This is a genomic window from Arthrobacter sp. P1_B3 (assembly GCF_056406615.1).
On sequence record NZ_JBFTZV010000023.1, the window covers coordinates 1 to 22,876 of the forward strand.

The following is a 22,876-nucleotide window of genomic DNA, read 5'->3' on the forward strand; positions in this document are numbered from 1 at the left end:
CCGGCACCATCGGCGACATCCTGGCCCTCCGCGCCCAGGTCCGCGGCGCCGCCGCCATCATCACCGACGGCGGCGTCCGCGACTTCTCCGCCGTGGCCGCCATGGACATGCCCACCTACTATGCCAACCCGCACCCCGCAGTCCTGGGCCGCCGGCACATCCCGTGGGACACGGACATCACCATCGCCTGCGGCGGCACCACCGTGCAGCCCGGGGACATCATCGTGGCCGACGCGGACGGCATCCTGGTGATCCCGCCGGCCCTCGCCGAAGAGCTCGCGGACGACTCCATCGCCCAGGAACGCGAGGAGACCTTCATCGCCGAAATGGTGCAGCAGGGCCACAGCGTGGACGGGCTCTACCCGCTCAACGCCGCATGGCGGACCCGCTACCAGGAATGGGAAGCCGGCAAAGCCCATGACTGACACAGCTGCCACGGCCACTGCAACAGTGAGCAAATCCGAGCAGGCCTATGCGGCCATCAAGTCGCGGATCGTGGACGGGACCTACTCCCCCGGCTACCGGCTGGTGCTGGCAAAGATCGCCGAGGACCTGGGTGTCAGCGTGGTCCCGGTCCGCGAAGCCATCCGCCGGCTCGAGGCCGAGGGCCTGGTCAAGTTCGAGCGGAACGTCGGCGCCACGGTGGCCGGCATCGACCCCACCGAGTACCTCTACACAATGCAGACGCTCAGCATCGTCGAGGGCGCCGCCACAGCACTCTCGGCTCCGCTGATCGGGGAGGCGGACGTGGCCCGCGCCCGGGCCGTCAACGCTGAGATGCGCGAATGCCTGCAGCACTTCGACCCCGTCCGGTTCACCCGGCTGAACCAGGACTTTCACAGCGTCCTGTTCGAGCACTGCCCCAACCCGCACATCCTGGACCTCGTGCACCGGGGCTGGAACCGGCTGGCGTCCCTGCGCTCATCCACGTTCCGCTTCGTCCCCGGCCGCGCCCACGAATCCGTGGACGAGCACGAGGCCCTGCTGCAGCTCATCGAGTCCGGCGCCAGCCCGGATGACATCGAAAAGGCCGCCCGCCGCCACCGCAGCGCCACCCTGGACGCGTACCTCGCCCAGGCGGCGGCAATCGAGCTCCCGACCCCGCAGACCACACAGCAGTAAGGAAAAACAATGACGTTCACTGCCGAATCCACCCAGACCCACTACGTTCCGAAGGACCTTCCCACCCACATCCAGCACTACATCAACGGCGAATTCGTTGATTCGGTGGGCGGGGCGACCTTCGACGTCCTGGACCCGGTGTCCAACCAGAACTACGCCACCGCCGCCGCCGGCCAGAAGGAAGACATCGACCTCGCCGTCGCCGCCGCCCGCGACGCGTTCACCAACGGACCGTGGCCGAAGATGAAGCCCCGCGAACGGGCCCGGATCCTGAACAGGATCGCCGACGCCGTCGAGGCCCAGGAGGCACGCCTCGCCGAGCTCGAAACCTTCGACACCGGCCTGCCCATCACCCAGGCCAAGGGCCAGGCGCTGCGCGCGGCCGAGAACTTCCGCTTCTTCGCGGACCTGATCGTGGCCCAGTTCGACGACGCCATGAAGGTCCCCGGCGCCCAGATCAACTACGTCAACCGCAAGCCGATCGGCGTCGCCGGCCTCATCACCCCGTGGAACACCCCGTTCATGCTCGAATCCTGGAAGCTCGCCCCGGCCCTGGCCACCGGCAACACCGTGGTCCTCAAGCCGGCCGAATTCACTCCCCTGTCCGCCTCGCTGTGGGCGACGATCTTCAAGGACGCCGGCCTTCCCGACGGCGTGTTCAACCTCGTCAACGGCCTCGGCGAGGAAGCCGGCGACGCCCTGGTGAAGCACCCGGATGTCCCGCTGATCTCCTTCACCGGTGAAACCACCACGGGCCAGACGATCTTCCGCAACGCCGCGGCCAACCTCAAGGGCCTGTCCATGGAGCTCGGCGGCAAGTCACCGTGCGTCGTGTTCGCCGACGCCGACCTCGACGCCGCGATCGACTCCGCGCTGTTCGGCGTCTTCTCCCTCAACGGCGAACGCTGCACCGCCGGCTCCCGGATCCTGGTGGAACGCGCCGTGTACGAGGAATTCTGCGACAAGTACGCCGCCCGGGCCAAGAACATCGTGGTGGGCGACCCGCACGACCCCAAGACCGAGGTCGGTGCCCTGGTCCACCCGGAGCACTACGCCAAGGTGGCCTCCTACGTGGAGATCGGCAAGTCCGAGGGCCRGCTGCTGGCCGGCGGCGGCCGCCCGGACCACCTTCCCGAGGGCAACTACATCGCCCCCACCGTGTTCGCCGACGTCGCCCCGGACGCGCGGATCTTCCAGGAGGAGATCTTCGGCCCCGTCGTCGCCATTACCCCCTTCGATACCGACGAGGAAGCCCTCGCCCTGGCGAACAACACCAGGTACGGGCTGGCGGCCTACATCTGGACCCAGAACCTGACCCGGGCGCACAACTTCTCGCAGAACGTCGAGGCAGGCATGGTCTGGCTCAACAGCCACAACGTCCGCGACCTCCGCACCCCGTTCGGCGGCGTCAAGGCCTCCGGCCTGGGCCACGAGGGCGGCTACCGGTCCATCGACTTCTACACCGACCAGCAGGCCGTCCACATCACCCTCGGCACCGTTCACACCCCCAAATTCGGCGCCTAACAGCGCACACCACCCCCCTTTCAAAGAAGAGAGAACACCATGACCAACTTCGTCCCCACCCCCACCGTCCCGGCCCCGGACATCGTCCGCTGCGCTTACCTGGAACTCGTGGTCACGGACCTCGCCAAGTCCCGCGAGTTCTACGTGGACCTGCTGGGCCTGCACGTCACCGAGGAAGACGAGAACACCATCTACCTGCGGTCCCTGGAAGAGTTCATCCACCACAACCTGGTGCTGCGCAAGGGCCCCGTGGCCGCTGCGGCCGCCTTCGCCTACCGGGTGAAGTCCCCCGCCGAGGTGGACGCCGCCGAGGCCTACTACAAGGAACTGGGCTGCCGCACCGAACGCCGCAAGGAAGGCTTCACCAAGGGCATCGGCGACGCCGTCCGCGTCGAGGATCCGCTCGGTTTCCCCTACGAATTCTTTTACGAGACCGAACACGTCGAGCGCCTCACCCAGCGCTACGACCTCTACTCGGCCGGCGAGCTGGTCCGGCTGGACCACTTCAACCAGGTCACCCCGGACGTCCCGCGCGGCCGCAAATACCTCGAGGACCTGGGCTTCCGCGTCTCCGAGGACATCAAGGACTCCGACGGCGTCACCTACGCTGCCTGGATGCACCGCAAGCAGACCGTGCACGACACCGCACTGACCGGCGGCAACGGCCCGCGGCTGCACCACATTGCCTTCGCCACGCACGAGAAGCACAACATCATCCAGATCTGCGACAAGATGGGTGCCCTGCGCATCTCCGACCGGATCGAACGCGGCCCCGGCCGGCACGGTGTCTCCAATGCGTTCTACCTCTACATCCTGGACCCGGACGGCCACCGCATCGAGATCTACACGCAGGACTACTACACCGGCGACCCGGACAACCCCATCATCACCTGGGACGTCCACGACAACCAGCGTCGCGACTGGTGGGGCAATCCCGTGGTCCCTTCCTGGTACACCGAGGCTTCCCTGGTCCTGGACCTCGACGGCAACCCGCAGCCCGTCATTGTCCGTGAGGAAAAAAGCGAGATGGCCGTGACCGTGGGCGCGGACGGCTTCTCCTACACCCGCAAGGAAGAGGACGGCCCCGCCGGAGAAAAGACGGGCTTCAAGCTCGGAGCGCAGGTTTAGCGTGCTGGATCCCGCGACCATCGAGGCGATCGCCGACGAACTGGTGGAAGCCGGCCGGCGCCGGACCCCGGTCCCCCGTCTGACGGCCCGCTACCCGGACATGACGGTGGAGGACTCCTACGCCGTCCAGCAGCTGTGGCGGCGCCGCAACGAGGACGCCGGACGGGCCCTGGTGGGCCGCAAGATCGGCCTCACGTCCAAGGCGATGCAGGCCGCCACCGGCATCACCGAGCCGGACTACGGCGCCATCTTCGATGACATGGTTCTGGAGACCGGCTGCTCGGTGCAGTGGGACCAGTACACCCACCCGCGGGTCGAAGTGGAACTGGCGTTCGTGCTGAAGAAGGACCTGGCCGGCCCCGGCTGCACCATCTTCGACGTCCTGAACGCCACCGACTACGTGGTCCCGGCCCTGGAGATCCTGGACTCCCGGATCGAGATGGAGGGCCGGACCATCGTGGACACCATCGCCGACAACGCCGCAATGGGCGCCATGGTGGTGGGCGGAAACCCCGTCCGGCCCGACGCCGTGGACCTCCGCTGGGTTTCCGCCATCCTCTACAAGAACCAGACCGTGGAGGAAACCGGCGTGGCCGCCGGTGTCCTGGACCACCCGGCCAACGGCGTGCACTGGCTGGCCAACAAGATCGCCGCCCACGGGGACGGGATGAAGGCCGGCGACATCATCCTCGCCGGCTCCTTCACCCGGCCCCTCTGGGTCTTCAAGGGTGATACCGTCCACGCCGACTACGGACCCCTGGGAGTTGTGACATGCCGCTTCGAGTAGAACCCGACGCCACCTTCCGTGACGCACTTGCCGCGGCGGACCGCCCGCTGGCCGGGATGTGGGTCTGCTCCGGCAGCCCCCTGGTGGCCGAACTGTGCGCGGGTGCCGGACTGGACTGGCTCCTGATCGACGCCGAGCACAGCCCCAACGGGCTCGAATCCATCCTGGCCCAGCTGCAGGCCGTCCACGGCTACCCGGTCCAGGCGATGGTCCGCCCGCCGGTGAACGACACGGTGCTGATCAAGCAGTACCTGGACCTGGGCGTCCAGAACCTGCTGATCCCCATGGTGAACTCGGTGACCGAGGCGGAAGCGGCGGTAGCGGCCACCCGCTATCCGCCGCACGGCGTCCGCGGCGTGGGCTCGGCCCTGGCGCGCGCCGCCCGCTGGAACCGGATCCCCGACTACCTCGCCCGCGCGTCCGGGACCGTCAGCGTCACCGTGCAGATCGAATCCGAAGCCGCCGTCGCCGCCGTCGAGGAGATCTTAGAAGTGGACGGCGTGGACGGCATCTTCCTGGGACCCGCCGACCTCGCCGCTTCGATGGGGCTGCTGGGCCAGCAGGAACACCCCCGGGTGCGCGCCGCCGTCGAACACTGCCTTGCCGCCGCCAAAGCGGCCGGCAAACCCGCGGGCGTGAACGCTTTCAACCCCGCCACCGCGCGCCACTACATGGCAGCCGGCGCGGCCTTCGTGCTGGTCGGGGCCGATGTGTCCATCCTGGCCCGCGGCTCCGAGGCACTCGCTGCCGACTACATCCCAGCGGACCCGGTGGTGGGGCCTGCCGACACCCCTGCCAGCTACTGAAGATCCGCGGCGTTAAACGCGMCGGGACCGGTGGGTCCTAGCTGTAGAGCTCGCTCTTGGGCGCGTTGTTCTTGACCTTCTGCCAGCCCAGCCACAGCACCAGGGCGAAGAACGGAACGGTGGCCAGGGTCCACAGGCCCAGGTGGAAGACCTCGCCGGTCTTGCTGGTCATGGTGTCGAAGCCGATCAGCACGGTGATGGCCAGCAGCGCGACCAGTCCGGCCCAGCTGGTCCAGGGCGAGCCCGGCATGGGGAGGCTGGAGACGCGGCCCTTCTGGTGGCGCAGCGCGATCTGGCTGGCGAAGATGGCGCCCCACGTGAAGATCACGCCGATGGACGCGGTGTTCAGCGCGAGGTCGAAGGCGTGCGAGCCGCCCAGCCAGATGTTCAGCAGGATGCCCACGAGGTAGAAAGCGGCGATCGCGAGGATGGCGGCGTACGGTACGTGGCGCTTGGACATCTTGGTGAGCCACTGCGGGGCATGCCCGTTGTTGGCCATGGTGCGGAAGACACGGCCAATCGAGTACAGGCCCGAGTTGCAGGAGGACAGGGCGGCGGTGATGACGATCATGTTCATCACGTCGCCCACCCAGCCGAGGCCCATCTGGCCAAACACGGTGACGAACGGGGACACGCCGGCCTTGTACTGGTCGGAGGGCAGCAGCATGGCCAGCAGCAGCACGGAACCGACGTAGAACACTACAATGCGCAGTACGACGGCGCGGATCGCCTTGGGCACTTCGCGCTTGGCGTTTTCCATCTCGCCGGCGGTGATGCCGACGAGTTCGATGCCGTTGTAGGCGAAGATCACGGCGTTGAGCACGAGGACCATCACGAGGGCGCCCTTGGGGAACATCCCGCCGTCGTCGGCAAAGAGGTTGGCGACTGAGGCGTGGCCATCGCCCACCTTGGCGTTGGTGACCACCATGAAGGTGCCAACGGCCAGGAAGATCAGGATGGCGCCAACCTTGAGGCAGGAAGCCCAGAATTCAAACTCGCCGAACGCCTTGACGCTGAGCAGGTTGACGGCCACCAGCAGCGCCAGGGCGGCAATCGCGGAGGCTTCCACCGGGACATTGGGGAAGAAGAACTGGAAGTACAGGCCGATCGCGATCAGTTCCGCGATCCCGGTCATGCCCCAGTTGATGAAGTACATCCAGCCGGAGAGGAAGGCGCCCTTCTTGCCGAACATTTCGCCGGCGTAGCTGACGAAGGAGCCCGAGGTCTGGCGGTACATGATGAGCTCGCCCAGTGCCCGCATGAGCAGGTAGGCGATCACGCCGGCAATGGCGTAGGAGAAGATCAGCGCCGGGCCCGTGGAGGCCAGGCGTCCGCCGGCCCCCATGAACAGGCCGACGCCGATTGCGCCACCCATCGAGATCATCGTCACGTGGCGGCCGCTCAGGGTCTTCTTATAGCCCTCGGCGCTGAGGGTCGAGTCGACGGCGGATTCCGCTGGCGCGCTCTTGAGTTCTGTGGGGGTAAGTGATGGCACAACGGTTCCTTGTAGGTCGAATTATGGCCGGGACGGGACCGGGATTCGGTTACACAGCATTCGGGTTCTGCCCGGTGGGGCAGCCTCGTGTACCGAACCTCACAAAGTCAAAGCTTCGCGCGGCTCATCCATCGTACTAGAATTCCCGGCTTGGCCGTGACGCGGGCAACACCAGATGGGTACTATCCCTAATTAATGGCGCCAAATCTGCAGAATAGCCGAACAATGTTCCATTTCGAGTCCGCAAATCCCGGCGCATCGTTCCGCTACGCCAGGGCGCCGTCCCGCATGGCGTAGCGGAGCCAGTTTCCGGCGCCGGCCCCGTGCCCGGTTTCGCTTCGCTTGGCGCACGTGTTGAACCACTCCCCCAGCGCGCGGTCGTGGCTGACCATGACCAATGTCCCGTCGAAGTCGGAAAGGGCCGCTTCAAGCTGTTCCACCAGCACGGGCGCCAGATGGTTGGTGGGCTCGTCCACCAGCATCGTTCCGAAGCCGCCCAGCAGGAGCCGGGCCAGCGCCAGCCTGCGTTGCTGCCCTGCGGACAGGCTGCCCACCGGTACGTGGAATTCGCTGGTCCGGAACAGTCCCAGGCGCAGCAGCGCCTCGGCGTGCTCATCGATGTTGCCGCCCAGGCCCGAGGCAAAAGCGGGCAAGAGACGCAACGCCGGGCGCTGCGGGAGTTCCAGCTCCTGCTGCAGGTAGCCGATCCGGCCGTGCCTCACCACGGTGCCCTTGGCCGGTTCCAGCGTGCCCGCGAGAACGGAGAGCAGCGTGGACTTGCCTGCGCCGTTGGGGCCTGTGATGAGGATTTTCTGGCCCGCTTCGACGCGGAAGTCCGTGGGTTCCAGGCGGCCGGGCACGGTCACCCCCTTCGCTTCGAGAGCGGGGCCCTCCGCAACGTCTGCCCGCAGATCCGTCGCCAGCTTCAGGGGCACCGGGGGACGGTCGACGGGGTTTGCCTCCAGCCGGCGCAGACGCTCCTGGGCATTGCGGACCTTGCTGGTGGCCGCCTTTTGCCACGTGCCGGCCTTGAAGTCGAATCCCATTTTGTCGCCGTCGCGTTGGCGGGCGTAGCCCATCTTCCCCGCGACCGTGTCCGCCTGGAGCTGCTCGGCAGCCATCGCGTCCAGCCACCCGCGGTACTGCTGGGCCCAGCGCTGGCGTTCGGCCGCCTTCTCCCGCAAGTAGCCTTCGTAGCCGTTGCCATACCGGTTGACCGTCCGGCGTTCGGCATCCACCTCAATCACGGTTGTGGCCACTTTTCGCAACAGCACGCGGTCGTGGGAGACCACCACCACGGTTCCGCGGTGCGCCGCCAGCCGCGCCTCCAGCCAGGCCGTGCCGCTGGCGTCAAGGTGGTTGGTGGGTTCGTCCAGGAGCAGGATGTCCGCGGGATCGGCGAGTACGCAGGCCAGTGCCACGCGTTCCTGTTCCCCGCCGGAGAGCGAGCCCAGTGTCCGCATCCGGTCCAGCCCGCCCAGGCCCAGCCGGTCCAGCGCCGCCTCCACCCGGGATTCCGCGGCGTAGCCTTCCCTGAGCTGGTACTGCGTCTGCAGGTTTCCGTAGCGCTCCAGTTCGCCGGTTTCCGCGTCGGCAAGCCCGCCCTCCAGGCGGTCCAGCTCGGCCTCCAGGGCGCGGAGGGATGCCAGTGCGGCGTCGATCGCGTTGCTGACGGTGAACTGATCCGGCAGGCCGTGGGTCTGGGCCAGATAGCCCACGCGGCCGTGGCTGACAGCGGTGCCCTCGTCCGGGGCCTCGAGCCCGGCCAAGATCCGGAGCAGCGTGGATTTGCCCGCGCCGTTCTCGCCGACGATCGCCACATGTTCACCGGCTGTGATGGCAATGTCGACGTCGGCAAAGAGCTGGCGGTCCCCATAGCCATGGGATACGCCCGAAAGGCGGAGATGTTCGCTCAAGGAGTCCTCGCAAGTAGTTGCCCAGCCTGCCGGCGGCGGCTTGCGTCCTCAGTATGGCACCGACGACCACCGCTGAGGCGCCTGCCGCCGTCGGCCGGGCTCAGGCCGCGAGCACAACCGCGTTCTTGCGCCGGGCCTTCGCCAGCCGCGTCCCGATCAGGCCCTGCCGGGGGCTGAACAGGTAGACGGCGGCGAAGGCGGCCCCCTGCGTCAGGACCACCATGGCGCCGGAGGCGGTGTCGAGGTAATAGCTGAGGTAGATGCCGGCGATGGAGCACACCGCGGAAATGACCGGCGCGATCACGAGCATGCGGGAGAACCGGTCCGTCAGCAGGTAGGCCGTGGCGCCGGGGATGATCAGCATGGCCACTACCAGCACCACGCCCACGGTCTGCAGCGCCACGACGGAGGTCAGCGCCAGGAGGCCCAGCAAGAGGGCTCCGAGGCGTTTCGGGGACAGCCCGATCGCGTGGGCGTGCGTGGGGTCGAAGGCGTAGAGCGTCAGGTCGCGCCGCTTGAGGATCAGGATGGTGAAGGCGACCACGCCCAGCACAAGAACCTGGATGAGGTCCGGGATGCTGACGCCGAGCAGGTTGCCGAAGATGATGTGGTTCAGGTCCGTTTGGCTCGGTGTGACGGAGATGAGCACCAGGCCCAGGGCGAACAGTGAGGTGAAGACGATCCCGATCGCCGCGTCCTCCTTCACCCGGCTCGTGTTGCGGACCACCCCGATCAGGGTCACGGCAATGAGCGCGAATACCAGCGCTCCCAGGGCGAAGGGCGCCCCGACGATGTAGGCGAGCACCACGCCCGGCAGCACGGCGTGGGAGACGGCGTCGCCCATCAGTGACCAGCCGATCAGCACCAGCCAGCAGCTCAGCACGGCGCACACAATCGCAGCCAGCGCCGTGGTGATGATGGCACGGACCATGAAGTCATAGCTCAGCGGTTCCAGCAGGATGTCGAAGAGATCCATGGGTCAGCTCCTGCCTTGTGGTTTCGATGCGGCCCGGTAAGGGAGATCCGGGTCAGTGAGTTGCCGGTCAGCGGGATCCGGGGCGGTGAGACCGTCGTCGGGGTCGGCCGCGCCGGGGAGGTCGCGGTTGAGCACGTCGAGGCCGAATGCCATGGCCAGGTGCTCGGGTTGCAGGACGACCTCGGGCGGGCCGTGCATGAGGACTTTGCGCATCAGGAGCACGGCTTCGTCGCATAGTTGCGGCAGGGCATGAAGGTCATGGGTTGAGATCAGGATGGTGCAGCCGTCCGAGGCGAGCTCCTTGAGCAGGCGCGTGATGGTCGCCTCGGAGCGCTTGTCGACGCCGGCGAACGGCTCGTCCAGGAGCATCATGGTGGCTCCCTGGGCGATTCCCCGGGCCACGAAGGCACGCTTCTTCTGCCCGCCCGAAAGCTGGCCGATCTGCCGGCCGGCGAACTCGGAGAGTTCCACCCGGTCCAGGGCGAGGTCGACGGCGGCGCGGTCCGCCTTGGAAGCGCGGCGGGTGAACCCCTGGTGCCCGTAGCGGCCCATCATCACCACGTCGCGGACGGACAGCGGGAACTGCCAGTCCACGTCCTCGCTCTGCGGGACGTAGCCGATCCCGCCGGCCTTGCGCGCCTTGGCGGGCGGTTCACCGTTGATGAGGACGCGGCCGGCGTCGGGCTTGATCATTCCCATGATCGCCTTGAACAGCGTGGATTTGCCGGAGCCGTTCATGCCCACCAGGCCGCAGATCCGGGCAGTGTCAAGGGACAGCGACGCGGCGTCGAGCGCCAGGACCTCGCCGTAGTGGACGGTGACGTTTTCCACCAGAATCGCCGGATTGCTCATGATGCCGCTCCTGTCAGGCCCTCGGTGATGATCTTGGAGTCGTGCCGGATGAGGTCCAGGTACGTGGGGACGGGCCCGTCCGATTCGGAGAGCGAATCCACGTACAGCACCCCGCCGAACCTCGAACCCGTGGCTCCCTCCACCTGGCGCATCGGTGCGTCCGACACCGTGGACTCGCAGAAGACGGCGGGGACCTTGTTGGCCTTCACGAATTCGATCGCCTTGGTGATCTGTTGCGGGGTGGCCTGCTGTTCGGCGTTGACGGCCCAGATGTAGACCTCCCGGAGGCCGGCGTCGCGCGCCAGGTAAGAGAACGCGCCCTCGCACGTCACGAGGGCCCGCTGCGCCTCGGGGACAGTCGCCAGCTTCTGGACCATTTCATCCTTCACCGACTGGAGCTTGGCCTTGTAGGCCGCGCCGTTCGCCTCAAAGACCGCAGCGTTGTCCGGGTCGAGCTTCGAGAACGCCTTCACCATGTTGTCCACATAGATCTGCACGTTGACCGGCGACATCCACGCGTGCGGGTTCGGTTTGCCCTGGTAGGAGTCTTCGCTGATGGACATCACCTCCACGCCTTCGCTCACCACGGCGTGCGGAACGTCCAGGCCTTCAACGAACTGGGCAAACCACGCCTCAAGGTTCAGGCCGTTGTCCAGGATCAGGTCCGCCTTGGCTGCCTTGCGGATATCGCCGGGGGTGGGCTCATAGCCGTGGATCTCAGCGCCGGCCTTGGTGATGGATTCGACCTGCAGCTTGTCCCCCGCCACGTTCTGGGCCACGTCGGCAAGGACGGTGAAGGTGGTCAAAACTACGGGCTTCCCGTCCCCGGACCCCTGGCCCTGGCCGGCACTCCCGCACGCGGCCAGGGACAGGCAGAGAAGAACGGCAGCCGCGGCGGCTCCGGCGGCGCGAACGGGACGGGATCGGCGGACAACTTTGGCGCACCGAAACGAAAATTTAGGCATGCCGAATATTGTACGTGACTGCGCAACCTTGCCGCGGCGCTAGGCTGGGGACATGGGCACAGCTCTCCGCACACCACCCGCGCCGCAGCCGGAACTTTACCGGTTCTCCCGGCTCGATTTCGTCACCGTTGGGCTCTATGTTGCTGTGGCGGGAATGTTCGCCGTGGCGGGCGGGCTTTTGGCGCCGCTGCTGCTGCAGATATCGCCCAATCCTGCGGTGGCGTCCTACGCGGTCAACCTGATCTTTTACGCCACTATCGGCATCCTTGCCCTGACCGCCGCGCGGCGCGTTGCCGTCCGGGACCTCCGCGTCCTGGCCACACGGCCCTGGTTCACGGCGCTCATGGTGCCGCTGGCCGTCGTGGTGATGCTTACCCTCACCGCGGTTCTCGTGGCGGTCAGCGGGCCGGTGCAGACCTCCGCCAATCAGGCCGGGCTCCAAGCGCTCATGCAGCAGGTCCCGGTCTGGCTCATGGTGCCCCTGCTGGTATTGGTGGGACCGTTCGTCGAGGAATACATTTTCCGCCATCTGCTGATCGGCAAACTGAGCCGCCGGGTCAACCTCTGGGTCTGCTGTGTCCTCTCCGTGGTCCTCTTCGGGGCGCTGCACATCGTGGGCCAGGAACAAATGACCCTGCAGGTGCTGATGCCCTACCTCGCCATGGGCGCCGTCCTGGTGTCCGTGTATGTCTGGACCGGGAAGAACGTGATGTTCTCCTACTTCGTCCACGCCTCCAAAAACCTCCTCGCGGTCATCTTCATTTACGCGATTCCGCCGGAAGTCCTCGAACAGCTGCAGCAGGTCCAGGGCTAGCCAAAGCAACGCGGGGTCACTTGCGGCCCATGCGGGGCACGGCGGGTTCGTGCGTGACCCCGCGTTGTTTGGAAACAGCGGGAGATATGCCGGTCCGGACCCTTCCGGCGTGGGCGCCGACGTCGTAGGTTCTTTCCATGACACTGAACATCCAGATCGCTGTGGACTGCAAAAACCCGCACGAGCTCGCCGACTGGTGGGCTGAAACACTGGAATGGGCGGTGGAGCCACAGGATGAGGTTTTCATCCACTCCATGATCGATCAGGGCTTCGCTACCGAGGCGGACACCACGATGCACCATGGCAAGCTCGTGTGGCGCGAGGGCGCCGCCATCCGCCCGCCAGACGAACTCGACGCCAAATCGCCCGCCCGGCGCATTCTGTTCCAGATCGTCCCGGAAGAAAAAAGCGTCAAGAACCGGGTCCACTGGGACGTGAGGCTCGCGGGCGCAGACAAGGATGCCGTGCGGGCCGCCCTTGAAGCGCGCGGCGCCACATTCCTCTGGACCGCCAGCCAGGGACCGCATTCCTGGCACACCATGGCGGACCCGGAAGGCAACGAGTTCTGCATCAGCTGACGCGATTACTAGACTCGGACTGTGAGCAACGAAATCCCCGCCAAGGTATCCGACGTCTTTGACCCCACCCGGTGGCGCACCGTGTCCGGTTTCGACGACTTCCAGGACATGACCTATCACCGGCAGGTGGAGCGTGGGGCGGACGGCTCTGTGGTCCGGGACCTGCCCACCGTGCGCATCGCCTTCGACCGCCCCGAGGTCCGCAATGCCTTCAGGCCGGGCACGGTGGACGAGCTCTACCGCGCCATGGACCACGCCCGGATGACCCCGGACGTGGCCACCGTGCTGCTCACCGGAAACGGCCCCTCCCCCAAGGACGGCGGCCATTCGTTCTGCTCCGGCGGGGACCAGCGGATCCGCGGCCGTGACGGTTACCGGTACGCCAACGGGGAAACGACGGAGACCATCGACCCCGCCCGCGCCGGCCGGCTGCATATCCTGGAAGTCCAGCGGCTCATGCGCACCATGCCCAAGGTGGTCATCGCCGTCGTCAACGGCTGGGCGGCCGGCGGCGGGCACTCCCTGCACGTCGTCTCGGACCTCACCATCGCCTCCCGCGAGCACGGAAAATTCAAGCAGACCGACGCCACCGTGGGCAGTTTCGACGCCGGCTACGGCTCGGCCCTCCTGGCCCGCCAGATCGGCCAGAAGGCCGCCCGGGAAATCTTCTTCCTGGCCCGCGAATATTCCGCCGAGGACATGGTCAGGATGGGCGCCGTGAACGAGGCCGTGGACCACGGACGCCTTGAGGAGGTCGCCCTGGAGTACGCCGCGGACATTGCCCGGCAGTCCCCGCAGGCCATCCGCATGCTCAAGTTCGCGTTCAACCTGGCGGACGACGGCCTGGCCGGCCAGCAGGTCTTCGCCGGCGAGGCGACGCGCCTGGCCTACATGACCGACGAGGCCGTGGAGGGCAAGGAGGCCTTCCTCGAGAAGCGCGATCCCGACTGGTCCGCGTTCCCGTACTACTTCTAAGGCGCATTGTGACTTCCGGAGCCATGAACATCGAACCCGCGCTCAAGGCGCTGGCTGCTGCCCTCCACGGCGAGGGTCCCGCCGTCGAACTCTCCGCCGGGCCGGACGGCTCACCGGTGCTGGGATTCCCTGACACGGCCGGCATCGAGGACGCGGCCGTCGTGGTGCGGACCTCCGGGTCCACCGGCGCGCCGAAGGCGACCATCCTCACCGTCGAAGCCCTGGCAGCCTCGTCCGTGGCGACCGCCTTTGCGCTCAAGGGCGAAGGCCAGTGGCTGCTGGCCCTCCCCGTCCAGTACGTGGCCGGGGTACAGGTGCTGGTCCGCTCGCTCTTTGCCGGGACCCGCCCCTGGGTCATGGACCTGTCCGGCGGCTTTACGCCGGAGGCCTTCACCGCCGCGGCGCTGGAGCTCACGGACAATATCCGTTTCACCTCGCTGGTGCCCACCCAGCTTCAGAGGCTGCTGGACGCGCCCTCAGCCGAGACGCTGGCGGTGCTGCGGCGCTTCAACGCCATCCTGCTCGGCGGCGGCCCCGCCCCTGCCGAGCTGCTCGCCGGGGCCCGGGACGCCGGAGTGCGCGTGGTGACCACCTACGGTTCGTCCGAAACCTGCGGCGGCTGCGTGTACGACGGTTTCCCGCTCGAAGACGTCCTGGTCCGGGTGGAGAACGACGGCCGCATCCTGCTGGGCGGGGCAACCGTCGCCGCCGGGTATCTTCAGGCCCCCGAGCTCTCGGCAGCGACGTTCATCGAAGAGGACGGCATCCGCTGGTACCGGACCAATGACCTCGGTGAACTGGACGCTGACGGCCGGCTCACCGTTCTCGGCCGGGCCGACGACGTCGTCATCACCGGCGGCGTCAAGGTTTCCGCCGCCTATGTCCAGGCTGAGCTGGAAAAGCTCGACGGCGTGCGGGCGGCTTTTGTCGCCGGTGTGCCCTCCGCCGAGTGGGGCCACGCCCTGGCCGCGTACGTCGCCGTCGGCGACAGTTCCCCGGAAGGCATGGCGGCGTTCGCCGCCCGCCGGAACGAAACCTGGGGACCCGCGCTGGGCGCGCTGGCCCCGAAAACGGTCCTGCCCGCGGCGGAACTGCTCATGCTGCCCAACGGCAAACCGGACCGCCTGGGCATGACGGTCCTGCTTGATGCGCTCCATCAGGGAAAATAAACAAGCCGCTGGCTATTCAACCAACCAACGGGTATTCAACCAATCAACGAGGTACTGACCGTGGCCACAGCCGCACAATGGATCCAAGGCGCCCGACTGCGCACCCTGCCGGCTGCGATCGCACCGGTGCTGATCGGCAGCGCAGCCGCCTACGAGATGGATTCGTTCATCCTGCTGAACGCCGTGCTGGCGGCCCTGGTCGCCCTGCTCCTGCAAATCGGCGTCAACTACGCCAACGACTACTCGGACGGCATCCGCGGCACGGATGAGGACCGGGTGGGTCCCCTCCGGCTGGTGGGCTCGGGGGCCGCGAGTCCGGAGCACGTCAAACGGGCCGCGTTCGCGGCGTTCGGGCTGGCGATGCTGTTCGGCCTGATCCTTGTGATCATCACGCAGGCCTGGTGGCTCATCCTGGTCGGCCTCGGCTGCGTGCTGGCCGCCTGGGGCTACACAGGGGGCAAGAACCCGTACGGATACCTCGGCCTGGGCGACGTCTTCGTGTTTGTGTTCTTCGGGCTCGTCGCAACGCTTGGCACCACGTACACGCAGGCGGGGCAGCTCAGCCTCGCCGCCATCATCGGGGCGATCGGCACCGGGCTGATCGCGTGCGCGCTGCTGATGGCCAACAACGTCCGCGACATCCCGACCGACAGAAAGGCGGGAAAGAAAACCCTGGCCGTCCGGCTCGGGGACAAGCACGCACGCGAAAGCTACGTGCTGATGCTCGCCGTCGCGATCCTGCTGGTCATCGTCTTGGCCCCCGCTCGGCCGTGGATGCTGATCGTGCTGCTGCTGATCCCCGCCAGCCTCATGCCGTCCTGGCTGATGATCGCCGGGCGGCGCCGCAAGAGCCTCATCCCCGTCCTGAAGCAGACCGGACTGATCAACCTCGGCTTCGCCGCGCTGTTTTCAATCGGACTCGTCCTCAGCCACGGGTTCTAAGCCGGGGGCTCTGAGCCGCGGCTTCGAGCCGCGACTTTTCAAGGACTGCTTGAAATGACGGCCGGGGCTCAGAGCCGCGGCTTTTCAAGGACTGCTTGAAATGACGGCCGGGGCTCAGGACCCTGGCTGCTGGGAATCCTTGGGGCGGTTGTCCGTGCGGACTGCAATGTCGGGGTTCGCGTCCACGAGGCGGTCTTCGGCCTCGGCGTCAGCCACCTCGCCGGCACTGCGCATCGGCTTGGCCTTGCCCGAGAACCGGTGGTGGAGCGTCGCCGTGGCCGCGTCGCGCTGCCTCTGGAAGAACAGGAAGCTGATGGCGAAGGACATCATCCCGGCGCACAGGGCAGCCAGGAGCACCCCCAGCTGCAAGTAGAGGAAGAGCGCAAACAAGGGCGCAAACAGCGCCAGCCGAATCAGGGTGTATTTGAGGAATGCCACCCCTCAAGTTTAGCCGCCAGGACAGCGGCGCTGCTTCGGCCACCTTGCTCCCCGCCGCTGCGGCGCCGGCGGCCTGCACCGGGACACAGTGACCTGCGCCGTCGAGGCGCCCGACGGCTAGACTGAAGGTATGCTCCGTGTAGTGGTTCCGATCGTCATATTGGCCGTATTTGTCTATGGATTGGTCGACCTCATCCGCACTGACGCGCGGCTGACCAGGGGCATCTCCAAGACCGCTTGGATCTTCGTGCAGATTCTCCTCCCCGTGGTCGGCGCCACCCTGTGGTTCCTCCTTGGGCGCCCCCGCGCCACGGACACCGCACCGGTCCCCTACAGCCACCCGATAGCGCCCGACGACGACCCCGAATTCCTCCGCAACCTTGAAATCCGCCGCCGCCACCAGGCCGAGGCCGAGAGGCTCAAGAAGCTCAAGGAAGAACTCGACGCCAAGGATCGCAAGCCCGACGCCGCCAGCGCGGAAGCCAGCGGCACGGAGGGCGCCGGCGATGCCCACGAACCCGGTGACGCCGGAACGCCAGGCACCGACGAAGTCAAATAGCACCTTTCCGGCTTTCCTAACTGCGGCCTTTCGCCCCAGATGGCCGGAATCCCCGCCTCAAAGCGGCCATCTCCGGCAAACGGCCGCCGCTCATCCGCGACTGCAGCTGGCCAAGTGTGTCCCCGCACCGGGCCCAGGCGTCCCGTACGTCTTCGGCCATCCCCCACCACCCCCGGGCATCCCAACTGCGGCCATTCGCCCCAGCTGGCCGGAATCCCCGCCTCATAGCGACCATCCCCGGCAAACGGCCGCCGCTCATCCGCGCCCGCGCCTCATCCGCGACTGCAGCTTGCCAAGTGTGTCCCCGCACCGGGCCCAGGCGTCCCGTACGTCTTCGGCCATCCCCCCACCACCGGGCATCCCAACTGCGGCCATTCGCCCCAGATGGCCGGAATCCCCGCCTCATAGCGACCATCTCCGGCAAACGGCCGCCGCTCATCCGCGCCCGCGCCTGCAGCTTCCACGGTCCACTCCTCCCCCACACCCTGCCCGCTCTGTGGATAACCTCCGAGCACTCTCGGCGTCGGCGCAGAATGCTCGTATGCGCCAGCCCAGTGAGCTTCCCCCACTTCGAAACCGGCCCTTCACCGTGGCCGAGGTCCGCAGTGCCGGGCTGGGCCGACGCCGGACCCGGGCCCGGGATCTCGTCAGCCCCTGTTACGGAGTGCGCGCCACCGCCGCCACCCCAGATAGTTTGCTGGAACGCGTGCATGCCCTGACGGCCGTGACGGGCGCAATCGTGAGTCATCTGTCTGCGGCAGTGCTGTGGGGTTTTCCTCTGCCGCAGGCCTTGGAGAATCTGGCTGTCGTCCATCTGACGAGTCGGCCGGGCCATCGGGCTGTGCGGCATAAGAATGTGGTGGGCCATCAGCAGTCACTTGAACCGGGGGAGATCGTGCCCGGGGCCAGGGTGAGCTGCACCTCCCCGCTGCGGACGTGGTTCGATCTCGCCGGCATCCTGAGCCTCGATGAATTGGTGATTGCCGGGGACTTCCTGTTGCGGCGGAGAAATCCACTGACCACCATCGATGAGCTGGACGCATTCCTCGCCGGGAAGCAACGCAGGGCGGGCTACCGGAGCGCTATGCGTGCCCGCTCCCTGATACGCGCCGACACCGACTCCCCCAAAGAGACCGAACTCCGGCTACTTCTGATTCGACATGGCCTGCCCGAACCGGGGATCAACGTCCCCATGTTCGACGAGGCCGGCGGTTGGATCCAGGACCCGGACCTCTCCTACGAGCAAGAAAAGATCGCGATTCAGTACGACGGCGGGCATCACGCCAGTCCGGCCCAGCGTCGCAGCGACATCTCTCGGGATGAGAACGCCAGGGATGCCGGGTGGCGCGTCGTCGTATTGACCCAATGGGACTTGACCCCGTTCGCCCCTGGGATGGAGCCGGCCGCGGTTACCCGCGTGCGCGCGGCGCTGACGGAGCGCGGCTGGACTCCCGGGCATGGTTCAAGTCCGGGTCCGAAGCCGGGGCGACGTCAACGTGCCCGCCCCACAGCGCACTCACTTGGCACGAATGGCCGCTAAGCACGGTGGCGTAGCGGCCATCTGCGGCGAATCGATGGAGAGAGTGCTGGCGGAGCCCCTGGAAGCACCGGGACGAAGTTCAAGCGCACTCGGGCAAACCACACGCCCCGGTTCCGAAGGCCCGTGCCCGGGGCCGAAGCCGGGGCAACGTCAACGTGCCCGCCCCACAGAGCACTCACTTGACACGAATGGCCGCTAAGCACGGTTGCATAGCGGCCATCTGCGGCAAATAGATGGAGTTCGGGCCAGCCGCAGCCCGGAAGAACACGCCCCCGGCTCCAAAGGCCTGGGGCCGAAGCCGGGGCAACGTCAACGTGCCCGCCCCACGGAGCACTCACTTGACACGAATGGCCGCTAAGCACGGTGGCATAGCGGCCATCTGCGGCAAATAGACGGAGTTCGGGCCAGCCGCAGCCCGGAAAGAACCCGCCCGCGGGTCCAAAGGTCATCGGCCGAAGCCCACGCAACGCAGTGCCCGCCACCCCACGCAGTGCCCGCCACGCCACGCCGCGCCACCCCACGCAGTGCCCGCCACGCCGCGCCACCCCAACCGCACTCATCTGACACGAATGGCCGCCAAGCGCATCGGCTTAGCGGCCATCTGTGGCGAATCGTGGGCTGGGGTGCGGCTTACAGTCCCGAGTAGGAGTGCAGGCCGTTGAAGAACTGGTTCACGATCGTGAAGTTGAAGACCACGCACAGGTAGCCGACGATCGACAGCCAGGCGGCACGGGTTCCGGTCCAGCCGCGGGTGGCGCGGGCGTGCAGGTATCCGGCGTAGACCACCCAGATCACGAAGGTCCAGACTTCCTTGGTGTCCCAGCCCCAGAAGCGGCCCCAGGCCTTCTCGGCCCAGATGGCGCCGAACATGAGCGTGAACGTCCAGCCGACGAACGCGATGGCGTTGATGCGGTACGACAGGTTCTCCAGGCTCAGGGCGTTCGGGACCAGGCGCATGAACCCGAGCTTGTCGGCACCGCCGGCCGCGATGGTCTTCTGCCGGTGCGACTGCACGAGCTGCAGCGCGGACATCGCGAAAGTCAGGGTGAACAGGGCCGAGGACATCACCGCGATGGAAACGTGGATGATCAGCCAGTAGCTCTGCAGCGCCGGTACGAGGTGGCCCACGGGCGTCCAGAAGGCGATGGAGGCCGCAACCAGCATGATGATGGCCAGGCCGATCACGAACGTGCCCAGGAAGCGCAGGTCACGGCGGATCAGCACGAGGAGGAAGACTGCCACGGCCACGAATGCGCCGGTGGTGAGGAATTCGTACATGTTGCCCCACGGCACCCGGCCTGCACCGAGGGCGCGGGTGATCACACCGGCCGCATGGATCGCAGCGCCGAGGACGGTCAGCGCGACGGCCACCCGCGCGGGGGCACGCCGCTCGCCGCCGTAGCGCATGCTGCCGTCGGCGGTCTGGCCCGCACCTGCCGCGGTGCCGCGCCCGGAGACGGCCGACGTCGGACGCTCGGCACGGCCTGCCGGGCCGCTGACGTCCTCATCGGAGCGGTCAACGTCGCCTCCGGCGGTCCCCGCACCGACGCCGACGGGCATGCGCGCTGCCTCGGTTGTCGTCGCCTGCGCGGCGAGTTCCGCGGCCTTCAGGTCCACCGCGCGCAGCATCTTGCTGCTCTTGGCCAGGTCCCAGGCGAAGGCGATGAACGCCACCGTGTACGTGCCTGCGGCCAGCAGCATGAAGAGCTCGCTGTACTGGCCCATGGTTTCGTTGATCGAGAACAACATTACTGATCCTTCTTCGACTCGGAAGAGCCGGCTGTTGACTGGATGAAGTCTTCTGCGGGTTGTTCTTCGGTGGCGTGTGTGCTGCCGGCGCCGTTCGCGGCGGAATCCGCCCGGTCATTATCCGCCGTTGTGCTGGGAGCGGGCTGGGAACCGATCGTGGCGTCCTCGCCCAATAGCCATTCGTCGGAAAGGAGTTTGCGGATGGCTGCGGCCTCCCCGGCAAGGCGGTGGTCTTCACCGCGGGCCAGGAGACCGTACTCCACCATGGTGCGGCCGTCCTCGTGGGTGCCGGTGCGGACCCAGACGCGGCGGCGGTTGACGTAGAGCGAGGTCACCAGCCCGGCCACGGCCAGGAGCGCGAAGATCAGGGCGTAAAGCTGGCCGGGGTTGTGGTGGATGTCCACGCCGATGTAGCGCTTGACGCCGTCGAAGCTGATGGAACCCTTGCCGTTCGGCAGCGTGTAGCTGCTCCCGGGCGCCAGGACGATGCCCTTGGTGTCCAGGTTGCGGGCATTGAGCGGCGTCAGTTTCTTGACGTCGAGCTCGAAGACGTTCTGCGGGGAGCCGGCGTCCAGGCCGAGGTCGCCGAAGTAGGAGTTCAGGGTCAGCTGCGGGTTGATGAGCTCCGGATCACCGCTGAAGGACACCCCCTGGTCGGTGACAAACGCCGTCGGCAGGAAGAACCCGGCGAAGGCGAGCTGTTCCGGCTTGGCGTCCGGGACCTTGATGACCACGGAGGAGTAGTAGTTCTCGCCCTGGAGCTTGGCGACCACTGGCCCCTGCATGGCAATATTTCCGGCGCGGTCGCGGATGGTGACCACGGGAGCGTAGCCGTTACCCGTGAGGTACACGCTGGTGCCGCCGAGGCTGAGCGGGTCGTTGACCTTGAGCACTTCCTGCTTGGCGGGTGCGTCCGGGTTTTCCTTCGTGGTCACGGCGGCCGTGAAGTCGATGGGCTGGCCGAACTTGCCCTGCGATTCGCGGTCGAAGGTGATGTCGAACTTGTCCAGCTGGACCGAATACGGCTGGAGCTGGCTGCTCTGGAAGTTGGTGCCGGGCGTGAATTGGTCGTAGCCGACGAGGGTGTTGACGAACGTGTCGCCCTCCACCAGGATCCGCTGCCCGCTGTAGCCGAAGAGGCCGCCGGCCGCCACCGAGACCAGCACTCCGATCAGCGAGGTGTGGAAGACGAGGTTGCCGACCTCCTTCAGGAAGCCACGCTCGGCCCCCAAAGAGGGGCGGGCGCCGTCGCGGTCCCGGACGTCGACCCGGTATCCGCGCTTCTTCAGCAGTTYTCCGGCATCGGAGATGGCCGCCGACGCCGGGATCCCGGCGTCGGCCGGAATGACCAGGGTGCCGTATTCAGGGAGCCTGGACAGGCGTGCGGGGGTGCGCGGGGGCTGGGAGCGCATCGCTTTGTAGTGCGCGATAGCGCGTGGKATCACGCAGCCGATCAGCGAGACGAACAGCAGGATGTAGATCGCGGAAAACCATGCCGAGGAGTAAACGTCGTAGAGCTGCAGCGAGTCCAGGATCGCGCCGTAGTCGGGGTGGTCCTTGATGTACTGCGTGACAATCGCCGGGTTGGCCGGGCGCTGCGGGAACAGCGAGCCGGGCACGGCGGCGACGGCAAGCAGCAGGAGCAGGAACAGGGCCGTGCGCATGCTGGTCAGCTGCGTCCACGCCCACCGGAGCATGCCCAACGCGCCCAGCGAGGGCAGGACCGCCTCGGGCTTCGAGGACTTCTTCTTCTTTTCGTTCACGCGCTCGCTCATCAGATTGGCAATTTCACATCGGTTTGGAACCAGTACTGCAACCCGGAGACCCAGGTGCCCCACACACCGCTGGCCATCAGGAGGCCGAGCAGGATCAGGATCCCGCCGCCGGTGCGCTGGATGGCGAGCCGGTGCGTGCGGAAGAAGGACATCACCCCGATGCCGCGGCGCACGGCCAGGGCGATCAGCAGGAAGGGGATTCCCAGCCCAAGGCTGTACACGAAGGCCAGAAATGCCCCCTTGGCCGCCGACGAGCCGCCGGAGAGGCTGAGCAACTGGACGGCGGAATAGGTGGGGCCGATGCACGGTGCCCAGCCCAGCCCGAAGGTGATACCCAGCAGGGGCGCGCCCCACAGCCCGGCCGGTGGCTTGGCGTGGATCTTGGCATCGCGCTGGAGCCAGCCGAAGCCGCCCATGAACACGACGCCCATGACGATCACCATGACGCCCAGCAGCTGGGTGATCCACCTGTTCTGCGAGCCGGTGATGAGGCTGCCCAGCTGCCCGAAGGCCCCGCCGAGGAGCACGAAGATCACGGAGAAGCCCAGGACGAACAGCCCGATGCCGGCCAGCATGCGCCCGCGCCGTTGCTTTTGCAGGTCGACGCCGGTCAGTCCCGTGACGTAGCCCAGGTAGCCGGGCACCAGCGGAAGGACGCAGGGCGAGAGGAACGAGACGAGGCCGGCCAGCAGCGCGACGGGAATGGCAAGCAGGAGCGATCCGTTCAGGATGGCTTCGGCGAAGGGGCTGTTCACGGCGGGGACCG

Annotated in this window: 22 protein-coding genes; 13 read left to right on the forward strand and 9 right to left on the reverse strand. The window is 67.1% G+C overall.

The features are described 5' to 3' along the window. From AC1D2F_RS19155 to AC1D2F_RS19180, 6 genes are all read left to right on the forward strand, one after another. The coding region (locus AC1D2F_RS19155) for an RraA family protein (RefSeq protein WP_476967487.1) at positions 1–425 on the forward strand (425 nt) is incomplete at its 5' end. Further along, positions 418–1,122 carry a GntR family transcriptional regulator gene (locus AC1D2F_RS19160; RefSeq protein WP_476967488.1) on the forward strand — a complete coding sequence of 235 codons (705 nt, stop codon included), beginning with the start codon at positions 418–420 and terminating at the stop codon, positions 1,120–1,122. The genes AC1D2F_RS19155 and AC1D2F_RS19160, both read left to right, overlap by 8 nt. Before the next feature lie 9 nt (positions 1,123–1,131). Continuing rightward, the gene (gene hpaE / locus AC1D2F_RS19165) at positions 1,132–2,646 is read left to right on the forward strand and encodes a 5-carboxymethyl-2-hydroxymuconate semialdehyde dehydrogenase (protein WP_476967489.1); all 1,515 of its coding nucleotides are present in this window, start codon (positions 1,132–1,134) and stop codon (positions 2,644–2,646) included. 39 nt (positions 2,647–2,685) lie between these two features. Further along, positions 2,686–3,774, forward strand: a complete 1,089-nt coding sequence (hpaD, locus tag AC1D2F_RS19170) for a 3,4-dihydroxyphenylacetate 2,3-dioxygenase (protein ID WP_229994774.1) — start codon at positions 2,686–2,688, stop codon at positions 3,772–3,774. Between the two features lies 1 nt (position 3,775). Continuing rightward, positions 3,776–4,561 carry a 2-oxo-hept-4-ene-1,7-dioate hydratase gene (hpaH, locus tag AC1D2F_RS19175; RefSeq protein WP_476967490.1) on the forward strand — a complete coding sequence of 262 codons (786 nt, stop codon included), beginning with the start codon at positions 3,776–3,778 and terminating at the stop codon, positions 4,559–4,561. Beyond that, complete coding sequence (locus AC1D2F_RS19180; RefSeq protein WP_476967491.1) at positions 4,546–5,367, forward strand: aldolase/citrate lyase family protein; 822 nt, start codon at positions 4,546–4,548, stop codon at positions 5,365–5,367. The genes hpaH and AC1D2F_RS19180 overlap by 16 nt, the downstream gene beginning before the upstream one ends. A 37-nt stretch (positions 5,368–5,404) precedes the next feature. On the opposite strand, the gene AC1D2F_RS19185 is transcribed toward AC1D2F_RS19180, so the two are convergent. The 5 genes from AC1D2F_RS19185 to AC1D2F_RS19205 form a co-directional block, all read right to left on the reverse strand. Continuing rightward, positions 5,405–6,862 carry an amino acid permease gene (locus tag AC1D2F_RS19185; RefSeq protein ID WP_229994771.1) on the reverse strand — a complete coding sequence of 486 codons (1,458 nt, stop codon included), beginning with the start codon at positions 6,860–6,862 and terminating at the stop codon, positions 5,405–5,407. A 266-nt stretch (positions 6,863–7,128) separates the two neighbouring features. Continuing rightward, entirely contained in the window at positions 7,129–8,778 is a 1,650-nt protein-coding gene (locus AC1D2F_RS19190) for an ABC-F family ATP-binding cassette domain-containing protein (RefSeq protein ID WP_229994770.1), read from the reverse strand. A 100-nt stretch (positions 8,779–8,878) separates the two neighbouring features. Beyond that, positions 8,879–9,754 carry a metal ABC transporter permease gene (locus tag AC1D2F_RS19195; protein WP_229994769.1) on the reverse strand — a complete coding sequence of 292 codons (876 nt, stop codon included), beginning with the start codon at positions 9,752–9,754 and terminating at the stop codon, positions 8,879–8,881. Positions 9,755–9,757: 3 nt separating this feature from the next. Continuing rightward, entirely contained in the window at positions 9,758–10,606 is an 849-nt protein-coding gene (locus AC1D2F_RS19200; protein ID WP_476967492.1) for a metal ABC transporter ATP-binding protein, read from the reverse strand. After that, positions 10,603–11,571, reverse strand: coding sequence for a metal ABC transporter substrate-binding protein (locus AC1D2F_RS19205; protein WP_476967493.1), 969 nt, complete (start codon positions 11,569–11,571; stop codon positions 10,603–10,605). Before AC1D2F_RS19205 ends, AC1D2F_RS19200 begins: the two co-directional genes overlap by 4 nt. 52 nt (positions 11,572–11,623) lie before the next feature. Here AC1D2F_RS19205 and AC1D2F_RS19210 point away from each other — a divergent pair, with 52 nt between their 5' ends. The 5 genes from AC1D2F_RS19210 (at position 11,624) to AC1D2F_RS19230 (ending at position 16,049) form a co-directional block, all read left to right on the forward strand. Further along, entirely contained in the window at positions 11,624–12,385 is a 762-nt protein-coding gene (locus tag AC1D2F_RS19210; RefSeq protein ID WP_476967494.1) for a lysostaphin resistance A-like protein, read from the forward strand. A gap of 137 nt (positions 12,386–12,522) precedes the next feature. Continuing rightward, positions 12,523–12,963, forward strand: a complete 441-nt coding sequence (locus AC1D2F_RS19215; protein ID WP_229994765.1) for a VOC family protein — start codon at positions 12,523–12,525, stop codon at positions 12,961–12,963. Between the two features lie 21 nt (positions 12,964–12,984). Next, the gene (locus AC1D2F_RS19220) at positions 12,985–13,938 is read left to right on the forward strand and encodes a 1,4-dihydroxy-2-naphthoyl-CoA synthase (RefSeq protein WP_229994764.1); all 954 of its coding nucleotides are present in this window, start codon (positions 12,985–12,987) and stop codon (positions 13,936–13,938) included. Between the two features lie 23 nt (positions 13,939–13,961). Next, complete coding sequence (locus tag AC1D2F_RS19225; protein WP_476967516.1) at positions 13,962–15,107, forward strand: AMP-binding protein; 1,146 nt, start codon at positions 13,962–13,964, stop codon at positions 15,105–15,107. Positions 15,108–15,167: 60 nt separating this feature from the next. After that, entirely contained in the window at positions 15,168–16,049 is an 882-nt protein-coding gene (locus AC1D2F_RS19230) for a 1,4-dihydroxy-2-naphthoate polyprenyltransferase (protein WP_229994763.1), read from the forward strand. 114 nt (positions 16,050–16,163) lie between these two features. Here the strand turns inward: AC1D2F_RS19230 and AC1D2F_RS19235 are convergent, their stop codons facing one another. Then, positions 16,164–16,487, reverse strand: a complete 324-nt coding sequence (locus AC1D2F_RS19235) for a DUF4229 domain-containing protein (RefSeq protein WP_364745025.1) — start codon at positions 16,485–16,487, stop codon at positions 16,164–16,166. 130 nt (positions 16,488–16,617) lie between these two features. On the opposite strand from AC1D2F_RS19235, the gene AC1D2F_RS19240 reads away from it, so the two are divergent. After that, a complete protein-coding gene (locus AC1D2F_RS19240) occupies positions 16,618–17,046 on the forward strand; it encodes a PLD nuclease N-terminal domain-containing protein (protein WP_476967495.1) in 429 nt (142 codons plus the stop codon). Positions 17,047–17,710: 664 nt separating this feature from the next. Further along, positions 17,711–18,586 carry a hypothetical protein gene (locus tag AC1D2F_RS19245; RefSeq protein ID WP_476967496.1) on the forward strand — a complete coding sequence of 292 codons (876 nt, stop codon included), beginning with the start codon at positions 17,711–17,713 and terminating at the stop codon, positions 18,584–18,586. A gap of 630 nt (positions 18,587–19,216) precedes the next feature. Here the strand turns inward: AC1D2F_RS19245 and ccsB are convergent. The 3 genes from ccsB to AC1D2F_RS19260 are packed head-to-tail and all read right to left on the reverse strand — an operon-like array spanning position 19,217 to position 22,865. Next, positions 19,217–20,335, reverse strand: a complete 1,119-nt coding sequence (gene ccsB / locus AC1D2F_RS19250; RefSeq protein ID WP_476967497.1) for a c-type cytochrome biogenesis protein CcsB — start codon at positions 20,333–20,335, stop codon at positions 19,217–19,219. Next, positions 20,335–22,110, reverse strand: coding sequence for a cytochrome c biogenesis protein ResB (resB, locus tag AC1D2F_RS19255; protein ID WP_476967498.1), 1,776 nt, complete (start codon positions 22,108–22,110; stop codon positions 20,335–20,337). The genes ccsB and resB overlap by 1 nt, the downstream gene beginning before the upstream one ends. Then, positions 22,110–22,865, reverse strand: a complete 756-nt coding sequence (locus AC1D2F_RS19260; RefSeq protein WP_229993737.1) for a cytochrome c biogenesis CcdA family protein — start codon at positions 22,863–22,865, stop codon at positions 22,110–22,112. The genes resB and AC1D2F_RS19260 overlap by 1 nt, the downstream gene beginning before the upstream one ends. Positions 22,866–22,876 lie beyond the last annotated feature (11 nt).

Coding starts and splice junctions, on each gene's coding strand:
- AC1D2F_RS19205 (WP_476967493.1), bottom strand. CDS start 11,571: ATGCCTAAATTTTCGTTTCGGTGCGCCAAAGTTGTCCGCCGATCCCGT.
- AC1D2F_RS19210 (WP_476967494.1), top strand. CDS start 11,624: ATGGGCACAGCTCTCCGCACACCACCCGCGCCGCAGCCGGAACTTTAC.
- AC1D2F_RS19180 (WP_476967491.1), top strand. CDS start 4,546: ATGCCGCTTCGAGTAGAACCCGACGCCACCTTCCGTGACGCACTTGCC.
- AC1D2F_RS19200 (WP_476967492.1), bottom strand. CDS start 10,606: ATGAGCAATCCGGCGATTCTGGTGGAAAACGTCACCGTCCACTACGGC.
- AC1D2F_RS19215 (WP_229994765.1), top strand. CDS start 12,523: ATGACACTGAACATCCAGATCGCTGTGGACTGCAAAAACCCGCACGAG.
- AC1D2F_RS19225 (WP_476967516.1), top strand. CDS start 13,962: ATGAACATCGAACCCGCGCTCAAGGCGCTGGCTGCTGCCCTCCACGGC.
- AC1D2F_RS19195 (WP_229994769.1), bottom strand. CDS start 9,754: ATGGATCTCTTCGACATCCTGCTGGAACCGCTGAGCTATGACTTCATG.
- ccsB (WP_476967497.1), bottom strand. CDS start 20,335: ATGTTGTTCTCGATCAACGAAACCATGGGCCAGTACAGCGAGCTCTTC.
- AC1D2F_RS19160 (WP_476967488.1), top strand. CDS start 418: ATGACTGACACAGCTGCCACGGCCACTGCAACAGTGAGCAAATCCGAG.
- hpaD (WP_229994774.1), top strand. CDS start 2,686: ATGACCAACTTCGTCCCCACCCCCACCGTCCCGGCCCCGGACATCGTC.
- AC1D2F_RS19240 (WP_476967495.1), top strand. CDS start 16,618: ATGCTCCGTGTAGTGGTTCCGATCGTCATATTGGCCGTATTTGTCTAT.